The sequence below is a fragment of the Paenibacillus hunanensis genome, from assembly GCF_034055775.1.
Lineage (GTDB): Bacteria > Bacillota > Bacilli > Paenibacillales > Paenibacillaceae > Saccharibacillus > Saccharibacillus hunanensis.
The window spans coordinates 135001-148158 of the sequence record NZ_CP139194.1 but is presented as its reverse complement, the minus strand read 5'-3'; the positions used below and the strand labels follow the sequence as shown (position 1 = coordinate 148158).

The following is a 13158-nucleotide window of genomic DNA, read 5'->3' as shown; positions in this document are numbered from 1 at the left end:
AGATCAATCATTATTTTATATTTTAACACATTAAAGTGGTACTTTGCTAATAAAGTAAAGGATATTTGATATCTTATCATAATCCGCCCAGCATCGTCAATTCAGTTGGGATTAGCATGATCCGGTGTGAAATGAAAAGAAATAAACAGCTCTCGTCGCAATCACTACCTTGAATGTTATCCGTTATTCCCCTCTACTACATTCGCCTTCCAACGCCTGGAATCCTGTTCCGCTCTCTAGCGTTCCCACACGCAGCATCGACCACTCTGCATTCTGCATTCTGCATTCTGCATTCTGCATTCTGCATTCTGCACAAGTGATGATCTCGAACTCCTCCCTATGCAAACAAGCCCCGATATTCCATCATCAGAATATCAGGGCTTGCCTGAGCTACTACATCCCGTAGCTATTTATGTCATTATTCATCATCGATTACAGCGTACTTCATTTGTTGTTTCAACAAATATGTACACACGTACACGTCTTATTTTGCCCTTTCCATCCTGCTTACACAGCGAAAAGAGACAATCTAAGGCATCGTACGTTGAACCACTTTCGGCTGGCGGCGCTGTTTACGTTGCAATTTGCGTTTGCGATGACGCTCAGATAGCGAATATGGAATGCTGCCCAGCAGTATCCACGAATACGAAAAGCGTCGGAATAGAAATTGTACTAGCAACGCAGACAGTACAAGCGCAATGATTAGTCCACTGTACACCCATATAAAGTAAGCCAGGGGTCCCAACGTGAACCATGACTTGGTATCGCGATAATACGCTAAAATGAACGGATGCACCAAATAAATCGCAAACGACAACTCACCCAGTCGCCGTAGCACAGCCAAAATCATCTTCGGTGCAATACGATTCACAATAAATGCCGCCTGGAACAGTACAAGTGACGATAACATCGTATACACATTCCACAACAGCTCATACCAGAGCGAATCAAACCAGTAATCCGTCATCCGTGAATCATACCAGATTTGGACATAGAGTAGCCCTGTAGCCAGCCAGCTTATCCATAATACAGCCGTAACGAGCTTCAGATTCCCATTCATATCCTTCCAGCGTGTCATGACCCATTGTCGGAATGGCTTAAAATAGATCGCTACAAACGCACCCAGCATATAATAAGCAAAATATGAAAAAGCAATACTGCCCTTATTTGCATACTGAAATTCATACTTGTTCCAGAATACCCATGCCCACTGCACAGCCAGACCGATCACAATCGCCCAGCGTGCCATCCAACGCTGATTTTTCAGCAGCACGAGCATTAACGGGAACAAAATATAAAATTGAACGCTAATGAACACAAAATAAAGATGCGTCCATGCAGTGCCACTAAATATCGCATCCACATAGTCACGCAACAGTAACAGGATAGGCTCACCTAGTAGCCCACGTGTATATAACTTATAAAATAAATACAATGCCGAGATCAAGACATACGGCAACAAAATATACAGAATCCGCTTTTTATAAAAGCTCGAAATCAGCTTGCCTGTTAATGGGCGATCAAAATAATTATAAAACAGCACAAAGCTGCTTAAAAAAATAAAAGCAGGTGTACCATACTTGAACATTAAATTCAGAAAATTAAACACATAATAAATAGACGTATCGACAGCATCAATCGTCGCATCCGATGTAGCATGCACATGCAATACGCCAATGATCGCTAACGCACGAAAAAAATCAAGCTGTGGCAGCCGCTCCTTTTGTAGTCGATCCACTATCCAAACATCCCCTTACATCTATAATGGCACAACCGATCACTACCCTATCTTCCCGAGGCTTGTCCCTTCCCATAGAGAGCAGATGCAACTTGTACCATAATAATGTCAGTACGACATGCTACTGGCTGAAGAATTCGATTCTCCAGCCAGTGATGCCGATAGTCGATATACGCTATATCTATATTATGCTTTATTACCCACACGTAATCACTCTGACTACTTTTCTTCATAATCTGGTTGCTTGATAACTACAGCGTCAGCGAGCACGCGCAGTGGATTCCCACCGACAAAGCTCCCTGCCGCTACATCCTTGTGCACAACCGAGCCTGCGGCAACGACCGCTCCATCCCCAATCGTGACCCCTGGCAAAATTGTACAATTGGCGCCAACCATAACCTCATCACCGATAATGACATCGCCAAGCCGATATTCTCGGATCAAATACTCATGCGCCAGAATCGTCGTATTGTAGCCAATGACCGAATTGTCCCCGATTCGTATCCGTTCCGGGAAAAATACGTCCACCATCACCATCAGCCCAAATGCCGTATCTGCTCCGACTTCCATACGTAGCAGATGTCGATACATCCAATTTTTTAAACCAAGGATTGGACAGTATCGAGCAAGCTGAATGATGATAAAGTTGCGTACACCCTTCCACGGGCTGACTGTGCTGTAGATTTGCCGCAATGCATTACGCTTGCCTTTGACGGGATAGCGCTTCAGCTTTCTCATCGATCAACCGGATCAGCGAGCACCAGATTATACAGATCGCTCATACGATGAATAACAAACGTAGGCTCATACTTGCACAGCTCCTGCTCCCCCTTGAGTGACCAGGCTACGGCTGCCGACTGCACACCTGCTGCTGTCGCTGATTTAAGATCAGCCGGGCTATCGCCAACCATAAGCGTACGCTCCGGTGCTGAGCCAAGCGCTTCCAGTGCTTTGCGAATTGGCTCTGCATCGGGCTTCGGATGCTCCACGTCATCCAAGGTCACAATAGCCTGCATATACTGATCCAGATCAAACAGACCGAGTACACGTGTGGTTGTCGCACGAATTTTCGTAGTGACCACGCCCATCTTAATGCCTTGAGCTTGCAGACGAGCGAGCACCTCATTCACCTCTGGAAAAGGCGCTACCATCTCATCATGGTGTAGCGAATTATATTCGCGATACGCCTTCACCAGCGGTACTACATCCTCCTGACCGGAGAAGGTACGCAGCTGATGCTCCAGCGTTGTTCCCATATGCGGGATAATCTCTTCACGTGTGAGCGAATGATTCATCACATGCATAAAAGAAGCGATGATCAGCTCATTCGTATCCACGATCGTTCCATCCAGATCGAACAAAATCGTATCTATCATCCTTCACTACTCCTTACGTTCCACCTGAGGCTTTTCCGAATGCTCCGCTTCCGTTTTCGCAGCGCCATGATGAGGAGCTGTATGATCATGGTGATCAGGTACAGGCTCACTGCTGGCTACACGCGTAGAAACGATCGGATCGCTATAATGCTCCAGATTCTTTTTCGTTTTGCGACGAACGATGATGAATACAATCGCCACAATGATCAGCACCAGCGATAACAGCTGAGACACACGAATATTGCCATAACCCGGCTCAATCGCACCCTGCTGGAATCCAAACCAGGTCATTGGCGACCATAGACCATTCACAAGCGAAACGAGCCATGCTGGACCATCAAAGGTCAGACTATCCGTACGCAGCGCTTCAATAAAGAATCGACCGATACCGTACCAGATAAAATACCCCATAAAAATCTCACCGGCACGAACAAAATGGCGACGACGGAAAAACATCAGCACCAGTATACCGACCAGATTCCATATGGATTCATATAAGAACGTTGGATGATGATACACACCATTTACATTCATCTGGTTTACGATAAAGTCTGGCAGATGCAGATTACCACGTAGGAATGCTTCATCGGTTGGGCCGCCGTATGCTTCCTGGTTTACAAAGTTACCCCAGCGTCCAATCGCTTGACCGATCAGCAAGCCTGGCCCACAAATATCCGCAATACGCCAGAAATTATACCCTTTGTAACGTGTGTAGATGACCGCACAAATGATCGCGCCGATCAGCGCGCCATAAATGGCAATACCACCTTGCCAGATTTTGAACACATCTACCCAGTGATCCTTGTAATCCGGCCAACGAAAAGCTACATAATAAATACGTGCTGCGATAATCGCCGACGGTACACCGAACAGGAGCAGATCCATAAAGAACTCCTGCGGAATCCCATAACGTCGTCCCTCGCGAATAATAAGCAGCAAGCCCATTAACGCACCCAGGCCCAAAATCAAACCGTACCAGTGAACCTCAAGCGGCCCAATCGAAAAAGCGATCGGATTAATTAACGATGTCCCCATTGCTTACCCTCTCCTTAATCCATTTCATCGAGATCTTCAGCGATAGTCTCGGTCAACTTATGCGTGAATTGGAGAGCGGCATTGTAACCCATCCGCTTGAGACGGAAATTCATCGCTGCTACTTCAATGATAACGGCCAGGTTTCGACCTGGGCGTACAGGAATCGTTACGAGAGGCACATCCGTATCAATAATCTTCGTTGTTTCCTCATCCAGACCAATGCGATCATATTGCTTATCCTGCTGCCATGCTTCCAGACGTACAACAAGCGTAATTCGCTTATTGTTACGAATCGCACCAGCACCAAACAGCGTCATAACGTTAATAATACCAACGCCACGAATTTCCAGCAGGTGACGAATCAGGTCAGGTGCTGTACCGTGCAGCTGGTTGTCCGATGTTTGACGGATTTCAACCGCATCATCCGCAATTAGACGATGTCCACGTTTGACAAGCTCTAGAGCGGTTTCACTTTTACCAATACCACTGCTGCCTGTGATCAGCATACCTACACCATAGATATCCACTAGCACGCCGTGAATCGTTGCTGTAGGAGCAAGCTTTTTCTCCAGGAAGTTGGTAATGCGGCTGGATAGAATCGTTGTAGACAGATTACTACGCAGTACAGGCAATCCGTGCAGATCGCTTGCTTCAATCAGTTCTTCCGGTACGTCCAATCCTCGTGTAACGACAATACATGGCGTTTCTTCATTACATATCTTGCCCATCCGCTCTGCCTTCTCCTCATGCGTAAGCATCTGGAAAAACGCAAGCTCGGTACGACCAAGAATCTGTACACGCTCTGTCGGGTAATACTCAAAATAACCTGCCATCTCCAGACCGGGACGGTTCAGATCATCTACGGTAATGTTTCGTTTTAATCCAAGTCCCCCGGATACTACTTCAAGTTGGAACATTTGTACTAATTCCGAAACTTTAACATGTTTGGCCATTCTGTTCTTCCTTTCCCTGAGTAGGTCACTTGTCTTGATCGGGTAAGTCTGAATTGCTATACATATTGCTCCCAATGTACCCATGGTAATGGAATACGTCTATAAAATCAATTATAACGCCTGTATCGCACCCGAAAGAAACCTGCTGGGATCCGAAGATCAAATATTGTCCCTCCAAAACATGCTGAGTATACCCAAAAGATAGCTACCCGTTGCCCGAGCATATCGGTTCACATGCTAATGAGTAGCTTATTCAATTGACATAGAACGACACCCTTATCCAAGCGAGCGGACTCCACTCTCACTGTATGAAACGAGCCGAGTTGTCACACTATCCATGTGTTACTTATCCTTAGCTTATCGCAATAACATGTCGTCTTTATGAACACATGCGTATTCAAATATCAAAAAAGCCTGCTGCTCTGGCACACGGCCAGATACAGCAGGCTTTAAATACAAATCGATTACACAGTTGCAGGCTCTACGTAGAACAGGTTATCTTCCGATGCTGGATCGAAGATATGAACTTTGTTCATGTCGATTGCCATCGTTACTGTAGCGTTGTCGCGTGTAGTGGAGCGACCGTCTACACGTGCGATAACTGTATCAGAGCTGATACCGCTCAGGTACAGCAGTGTTTCGTGACCGAGGTTCTCAGAAACGTCCACTTTTGCAGTGAATACACTGTTCGGAGAAGCTTCCAGGAATACTGGCTCTTCGTGGATATCCTCAGGACGAACACCCAGAATAACCTCTTTACCATTGTAGCCCTGATCCTTCAGCACCTGTGCTTTACCGCCAGGCAAGTTCAGCTCCAGACCTGTTGCGGAGAATACAGTACCGCCGTTTTTCTCGGACAGTGTACCACGGATAAAGTTCATAGTAGGGGAACCGATAAAGCCCGCTACGAACATGTTACGTGGGTGGTTGTACAGCTCTTCTGGAGAAGCTGCTTGTTGAATGATGCCATCTTTCATAACAACGATACGATCGCCCATTGTCATCGCTTCGATCTGATCGTGCGTTACGTAGATAACAGTCGTTTGCAGACGTTTAGCCAGTTTTGTGATTTCCGCACGCATCTGACCACGCAGTTTTGCATCCAAGTTGGACAGCGGCTCATCCATCAGGAAGACTTGTGGATCACGGACAATCGCACGACCGAGGGCAACACGCTGACGCTGACCACCGGAAAGTGCTTTTGGTTTACGATCCAGCAAATGCTCGATGTCGAGGATCTTCGCTGCTTCACGTACACGCTTGTCGATCTCGTCTTTTTTCACTTTACGCAGTTTCAGACCAAACGCCATGTTGGAGTATACATCCATGTGTGGATACAGGGCGTAGGATTGGAATACCATCGCGATATCGCGGTCTTTTGGAGCTACGTCATTTACGACGCGATCGCCGATGTACAGTTTACCTTCGGAGATTTCTTCCAGACCTGCGATCATACGCAGTGTTGTAGATTTACCACAACCGGATGGACCTACCAGAACCAGAAACTCTTTATCTTTAATGTCGAGGTTGACATCAACTACTGTTGCTTTGTCGGAACCCGGATATTTTTTAAAAATATGCTCTAAGCGTACACCTGCCATAATCAAAAACCTCCCTGAATATAAATGTGGTTTGCTTCATTCATCACGGTAAAGCACCTATTCCCTGGGACAATCATCCTTGCCATCTGATTGCTCCGGTTGCCCATTTCGCTACCGATTATGTACCTGCTCATTCAGCGAGGAATGATAGGAAGCTTGCAAGCAGATGCCGCAGACAGAATCACCGGCTTCTTTCGATATATCCAAAACCTGTAAATTAAACTATCAGATAGCCTAATGGTGGAGTTGGATCAATATCCTCAAACAGCACGATTTGCACCGTTTTGTAACCGGTTTCTTGATCTGGTTCTATCTTACCCTAATCTGCTTGCGAACTCTATCGACAAACTATACAAAAAAAGTTTTAGCTTTTTGTTACTTTATACAATAGCAGTGTCAGACGCATCAATACCGCGTCTTCAAATTGCCGTACATCCAGCTGTGTATCCTGCTTAATCCGATCCAATCGATATAGTAACGTATTACGGTGAATGTACAATTGCTTTGCCGTCTCACTCACATTACAATCCATTTTGAAAAAGGTCTCCAGTGTAGCCACTGTCTCGTCATCATCAAATAACTGCGAGTACCGATCAGCCGCCTCCACAAAGCGCAAACGCTCATCCTCGGGGATACGATACAACAGACTTTCCAGACGCAGCTCCCATGGTAGGTGAATATGCTCAGTCACATGGAAAAGTCGTCCCAGATGAATCGTCTCGCGTAGCTGGCTCACCATCTGTGCCAATCCATGCAGAGGATGTAGCGGCAAGCCTACACTAATATGGAAGCTCCCGACCCATTCACTCGCAACAAGCTCATGTAGCCCCAGCGCAAAGGCAGTCAGCAAATCCTCCTCTGTATCCTCTCCCTCGCCCGCACCATCCCAGCCCTCACGAGCAGATTCACGAGCTTCCTTACTTCCGTGACCGTTATTGGAGCGCGAGGCTTTACTACCTTTTTCTTCTATAGAAGAAGATCGTGATTTAGTCGAAGATATAGATTGCTTTTCCGAAGTTTCCTCATCCTCAATTAGCCCATGATTAGCTAGAATCAGCCATTCATTTTCTTGCAATGGAATAAGCAATACCGTTCGGTCAAAATAACTGGATAACAGCGTACCCAGCTGCTTCGGATGAAGTGCCCCCGACGGTAAACTATCCGCTACCATCACAAAGGGAACCATCGCCCTGTTCAGTCGCCGCCGAATCGCCAGCTCCTCTGGTATCTCTAAAGATAAACTACGCAAGCTAAGCTGCCGCACAAGCCATTGTCCCAGCTCCCTTGCTTCCTGCTCCGGCCCAGACACAGGAGCAGCAACAACAATCGGCTGCATGCCGGTTACGGATGGCAATAACAATTCCAAAAGCTGATACAGCCGATGAAGCTCCGGCAGTTCTATTTCTCCAATCGCACCAGGTAGTCCACCATCTTTAGCATTCTCTTCTTCATTTGAGAATTGATCACTACATTCATCGCTAGATGGGTCACTAGACTCCTGCGTAGAAGTTTTGGAAGCTTCACTATTAAGTGAGGATACCACTAAAGGGATAAAGGGTTCCCACACCACCACTCTACCGTTTCCTTGCCATACCGGAATCATTACCCGCTCGTTCATTGAAGTAGGAGCTCCAGTTCGCTTGGTTGGCGAAGAAATGATCTTTTCGTCTCGTGACTTCTCATACTCCTTGTTCTCATACTCCTTATATGAGGCTTTCTCATACGCTGTTAATTGATTTGTCGCTTCTTCATTTAGATCCACACTCTCATATTGTTGAAAGGCATTATTCTGCTTATAACCATGCTTGGAATTAACTTCATAACTCTGTGCCCGGTTTGGATTTATCTGCTCTTCTTCAGTATTTGTCACATGTCTGGATACATCCTCAATATGACTCACCGTGTAGATGTTCTCCCACTCTTCTTCACTCATATGATGTTCACGGATCTTAATTCCCATAATCTGCTCAATACGCTGGCGCAGCTCGTTAATATCCATCATACATATCCTTTCACTTACCAAATTCGATAGTCGCTTTAATCATCGCTTTTTCTCCATATTCTTACCGATTGTTACTGATAGGTTGTATTGTTAATCTGTTGATCTTGATCCATTGTCTCAATGACTGCTTTATGAATTCACTCGAATTCTTTTCTACACTGCTCGTATTCTATACACAGTTCTTTATCATTATCAACTTATGCACGTCTTAGCATGTCTTATCAACTGATACATGTCGAAATGTTTAAACACACTACTTCATAAAGTGATGTATTGCTTATTTTATGAGTTTCTTCATTATAATACTAACACTCTCACATTCCTCATTCAAAAGGTAAACTGCTATTAAACTACCACCACTAATCTGTTATTCCTATCATTTCAATTTAATAAGTTATATAAAATATATTCTAACTATATAAATTTGGACTCAATACTATATTTTTAGCTATATAACTTCCTTGCGACTTTCGTAATATAACCTTAATCTACAGTTACTTTTTGCTTATTTAACTCCATCCATACACAATATGGATCAATAAGATAAGACATTTATATACTTCCTATTGATCATCAAAAGTAACTCAAAACATTAAAAGTAACAGTTAAATTGACGATCAAATCGTCTATACAAATATAACAAAAAAAGCACCCTGCCCTAAGGCAAGATGCTTTTATGTGATGAGCCATGAAGGACTCGAACCTTCGACACCCTGATTAAAAGTCAGGTGCTCTACCAACTGAGCTAATGGCTCACAAAAAAACTGGTGGAGGCTGATGGATTCGAACCACCGAACTCGGAGAGAACAGATTTACAGTCTGCTGCGTTTGGCCACTTCGCTAAGCCTCCACAATAAAAGATGGCTCGGGACGGAATCGAACCGCCGACACGAGGATTTTCAGTCCTCTGCTCTACCGACTGAGCTACCGAGCCATACAGCATATTTGATTAATATAACGTATAATACCTTCATTGCACTAATCAAAAATGGCGGAACCGACGGGATTTGAACCCGCGATCTCCTGCGTGACAGGCAGGCATGTTAACCCCTACACCACGGTTCCAGGATAAAAATGGTGCCGGCGAGAGGATTTGAACCCCCGACCTACTGATTACAAGTCAGTTGCTCTACCAACTGAGCTACACCGGCACATTATGGTGGAGACTGACGGGATCGAACCGCCGACCCTCTGCTTGTAAGGCAGATGCTCTCCCAGCTGAGCTAAGTCTCCAGGTATTTATGGTAGCGGCGGAGGGGATCGAACCCCCGACCTCACGGGTATGAACCGTACGCTCTAGCCAGCTGAGCTACACCGCCATAATAAAATGATTTATATAACTGTAGGTTCAAACCGAAAAGCAAGGTTCTAGTGGCGGAGAGAGAGGGATTCGAACCCTCGCACCGCTTACGCAGTCTAACCCCTTAGCAGAGGGTCCCCTTATAGCCACTTGGGTATCTCTCCAAGAAAACTTTACAAAGTTGTTCCCTGAAAACTGAATCCGAAACGAATCATCGCGTATTTAGAAAGATAGGATAAGCCCTCGACCGATTAGTATTGGTCAGCTCCATGCATTGCTGCACTTCCACCTCCAACCTATCTACCTCGTCGTCTTCAAGGGGTCTTACTAATTGGGAAATCTCATCTTGAGGGGGGCTTCACGCTTAGATGCTTTCAGCGCTTATCCCTTCCGCACGTAGCTACCCAGCGATGCTCCTGGCGGAACAACTGGTACACCAGCGGTGCGTCCATCCCGGTCCTCTCGTACTAAGGACAGCTCCTCTCAAATTTCCTACGCCCACGACAGATAGGGACCGAACTGTCTCACGACGTTCTGAACCCAGCTCGCGTACCGCTTTAATGGGCGAACAGCCCAACCCTTGGGACCTACTTCAGCCCCAGGATGCGATGAGCCGACATCGAGGTGCCAAACCTCCCCGTCGATGTGGACTCTTGGGGGAGATAAGCCTGTTATCCCCAGGGTAGCTTTTATCCGTTGAGCGATGGCCCTTCCATGCGGTACCACCGGATCACTAAGCCCGACTTTCGTCCCTGCTCGACTTGTAGGTCTCGCAGTCAAGCTCCCTTTTGCCTTTGCACTCTTCGAATGATTTCCAACCATTCTGAGGGAACCTTAGGGCGCCTCCGTTACATTTTAGGAGGCGACCGCCCCAGTCAAACTGCCCACCTGACACGGTCCCCGTACCGGATCACGGTACTAGGTTAGAACTCAGATGCGATCAGGGTGGTATCCCAACGGCGCCTCCAAGGAAGCTTGCGCTCCCTCTTCGTAGGCTCCCACCTATCCTGTACAAATCGCACCCCAGTTCAATATCAAGCTGCAGTAAAGCTCCATGGGGTCTTTCCGTCTTGTCGCGGGTAACCTGCATCTTCACAGGTATTAAAATTTCACCGGATCTCTCGTTGAGACAGCGCCCAAATCGTTACGCCATTCGTGCGGGTCAGAATTTACCTGACAAGGAATTTCGCTACCTTAGGACCGTTATAGTTACGGCCGCCGTTTACTGGGGCTTCGGTTCATAGCTTCGCTTGCGCTAACCACTCCCCTTAACCTTCCAGCACCGGGCAGGCGTCAGCCCGTATACTTCGCCTTGCGGCTTCGCACAGACCTGTGTTTTTGCTAAACAGTCGCTTGGGCCTTTTCACTGCGGCCCCCTCGTGCTATTCACACTACCGGGGCACCCCTTCTCCCGAAGTTACGGGGTCATTTTGCCGAGTTCCTTAACGAGAGTTCTTCCGCGCGCCTTAGAATTCTCTTCTCACCTACCTGTGTCGGTTTACGGTACGGGCACCTGCTTCCTGGCTAGAGGCTTTTCTTGGCAGTGTGAGATCATGACCTTCGCTACTGTAATTTTCGCTCCCCATCACAGCCTGACCTTAGAGCATGCGGATTTACCTACATGCAAGTCTCACTGCTTAGACAGGCATCCATCAGCCTGCGTCACTACCCTCCTGCGTCACCCCGTTGCTCATAGCGGCTCTCGGTGGTACAGGAATTTCAACCTGTTGTCCGTCGACTACGCCTTTCGGCCTCGCCTTAGGTCCCGACTTACCCTGAGAGGACGAGCCTTCCTCAGGAACCCTTAGGTTTTCGGCGGATCAGATTCTCACTGATCTTTTCGTTACTCATACCGGCATTCTCACTTGAATTGTGTCCAGCGCTCCTTACGGTACACCTTCAACCTCAATTCAACGCTCCCCTACCCCTGATGCATTGCATCAAGCCATAGCTTCGGTGGTGTGTTTAGCCCCGTTACATTTTCGGCGCAAAGTCACTCGACCAGTGAGCTATTACGCACTCTTTAAATGGTGGCTGCTTCTAAGCCAACATCCTGGTTGTCTGTGCAACTTCACATCCTTTCCCACTTAACACACACTTGGGGACCTTAGCTGATGGTCTGGGCTGTTTCCCTTTTGACAATGGACCTTAGCACCCACTGTCTGACTCCCGGAATAAAGTCTGCGGCATTCGGAGTTTGACTGAGCTTGGTAACCCTTGCGGGCCCCGCACCCAATCAGTGCTCTACCTCCGCGACTCATCTTCCGAGGCTAGCCCTAAAGCTATTTCGGGGAGAACCAGCTATCTCCGAGTTCGATTGGAATTTCTCCGCTACCCCCACCTCATCCCCGCACTTTTCAACGTGCGTGGGTTCGGACCTCCAGTACGTGTTACCGTACCTTCATCCTGGACAGGGGTAGATCACCCGGTTTCGGGTCTACGTCCACGTACTAAAATCGCCCTATTCAGACTCGCTTTCGCTGCGGCTCCGGCTTCTCACCTTAACCTTGCACGGGAACGTAACTCGCCGGTTCATTCTACAAAAGGCACGCCATCACCCATTAATCGGGCTCTGACTTTTTGTAAGCACACGGTTTCAGGTTCTATTTCACTCCCCTTCCGGGGTCCTTTTCACCTTTCCCTCACGGTACTGCTTCACTATCGGTCGCTAGGGAGTATTTAGCCTTACCAGATGGTCCTGGCAGATTCATACGGGGTTTCACGTGCCCCGCACTACTCGGGATCCGTCTCGGAGAGAACTTGATTTTAACTACAGGGCTTTCACCTTCTCTGGCGGGCCTTTCCAGACCTCTTCATCTACCAAACTCTTTTATCACTCCAAAGAGACGTCCCACAACCCCAAGAAGCAAGCTTCTTGGTTTAGGCTGTTCCGCGTTCGCTCGCCGCTACTGACGGAATCACTCTTGTTTTCTCTTCCTGAGGGTACTTAGATGTTTCAGTTCCCCTCGTCTGCCTCTCCACACCCTATGTATTCAGATGTGAGTAACTGGAGATGAATCCAGTCAGGTTTCCCCATTCGGACATCCCCGGATCAATGCTTGCTTACAGCTCCCCGAGGCCTTATCGTTGTTCGCCACGTCCTTCGTCGGCTCCTAGCGCCTAGGCATCCACCGTGTGCTCTTACTAGCTTAA

6 protein-coding genes, 8 tRNA genes, 1 rRNA gene and 1 pseudogene (1 of these 16 only partly in view) are annotated in these 13158 nt (G+C 47.2%); all 16 read right to left on the bottom strand.

Annotated elements, in window-relative coordinates:
• Positions 1-529 precede the first annotated feature (529 nt).
• Positions 530-1738, bottom strand: a complete 1209-nt coding sequence (locus tag SK066_RS00615; protein ID WP_320543235.1) for an acyltransferase — start codon at positions 1736-1738, stop codon at positions 530-532.
• 219 nt (positions 1739-1957) lie between these two features.
• Positions 1958-2476 (bottom strand): acyltransferase, encoded by a 519-nt coding sequence (locus SK066_RS00610; protein ID WP_320543234.1) that lies wholly within the window; start codon positions 2474-2476, stop codon positions 1958-1960.
• The gene (gene ppaX / locus SK066_RS00605; protein WP_320543233.1) at positions 2473-3114 is read right to left on the bottom strand and encodes a pyrophosphatase PpaX; all 642 of its coding nucleotides are present in this window, start codon (positions 3112-3114) and stop codon (positions 2473-2475) included. The genes SK066_RS00610 and ppaX overlap by 4 nt, the downstream gene beginning before the upstream one ends.
• A gap of 6 nt (positions 3115-3120) precedes the next feature.
• Positions 3121-4149 carry a prolipoprotein diacylglyceryl transferase gene (lgt, locus tag SK066_RS00600; RefSeq protein ID WP_320543232.1) on the bottom strand — a complete coding sequence of 343 codons (1029 nt, stop codon included), beginning with the start codon at positions 4147-4149 and terminating at the stop codon, positions 3121-3123.
• Between the two features lie 14 nt (positions 4150-4163).
• The gene (hprK, locus tag SK066_RS00595) at positions 4164-5102 is read right to left on the bottom strand and encodes an HPr(Ser) kinase/phosphatase (protein WP_250345689.1); all 939 of its coding nucleotides are present in this window, start codon (positions 5100-5102) and stop codon (positions 4164-4166) included.
• A gap of 464 nt (positions 5103-5566) precedes the next feature.
• On the bottom strand, positions 5567-6703 hold the full coding sequence (locus tag SK066_RS00590; RefSeq protein WP_188778077.1) for an ABC transporter ATP-binding protein: 1137 nt from the start codon (positions 6701-6703) through the stop codon (positions 5567-5569).
• A gap of 364 nt (positions 6704-7067) precedes the next feature.
• Positions 7068-7559, bottom strand: a pseudogene (locus tag SK066_RS23175) (PucR family transcriptional regulator); the annotation flags it as partial.
• A 1828-nt stretch (positions 7560-9387) separates the two neighbouring features.
• A tRNA-Lys gene (locus SK066_RS00580) sits at positions 9388-9460 on the bottom strand.
• A 10-nt stretch (positions 9461-9470) separates the two neighbouring features.
• Positions 9471-9555, bottom strand: a tRNA-Tyr gene (locus SK066_RS00575).
• An 11-nt stretch (positions 9556-9566) separates the two neighbouring features.
• Positions 9567-9639 (bottom strand) — tRNA-Phe (locus tag SK066_RS00570).
• Positions 9640-9694: 55 nt separating this feature from the next.
• Positions 9695-9770: transfer RNA gene (locus SK066_RS00565), tRNA-Asp, on the bottom strand.
• Positions 9771-9780: 10 nt separating this feature from the next.
• Positions 9781-9856, bottom strand: a tRNA-Thr gene (locus SK066_RS00560).
• Between the two features lie 6 nt (positions 9857-9862).
• Positions 9863-9938: transfer RNA gene (locus tag SK066_RS00555), tRNA-Val, on the bottom strand.
• A 9-nt stretch (positions 9939-9947) separates the two neighbouring features.
• Positions 9948-10024 (bottom strand) — tRNA-Met (locus SK066_RS00550).
• A 53-nt stretch (positions 10025-10077) separates the two neighbouring features.
• Positions 10078-10169: transfer RNA gene (locus tag SK066_RS00545), tRNA-Ser, on the bottom strand.
• 67 nt (positions 10170-10236) lie between these two features.
• Positions 10237-13158: ribosomal RNA gene (locus SK066_RS00540) — 23S ribosomal RNA — on the bottom strand; it runs 2 nt beyond the window's last position.

Excerpts from the sequence above, each read along its gene's own strand:
- lgt (WP_320543232.1), bottom strand. The coding sequence starts at position 4,149 with ATGGGGACATCGTTAATTAATCCGATCGCTTTTTCGATTGGGCCGCTT.
- ppaX (WP_320543233.1), bottom strand. The coding sequence starts at position 3,114 with ATGATAGATACGATTTTGTTCGATCTGGATGGAACGATCGTGGATACG.
- SK066_RS00610 (WP_320543234.1), bottom strand. The coding sequence starts at position 2,476 with ATGAGAAAGCTGAAGCGCTATCCCGTCAAAGGCAAGCGTAATGCATTG.
- SK066_RS00590 (WP_188778077.1), bottom strand. The coding sequence starts at position 6,703 with ATGGCAGGTGTACGCTTAGAGCATATTTTTAAAAAATATCCGGGTTCC.
- hprK (WP_250345689.1), bottom strand. The coding sequence starts at position 5,102 with ATGGCCAAACATGTTAAAGTTTCGGAATTAGTACAAATGTTCCAACTT.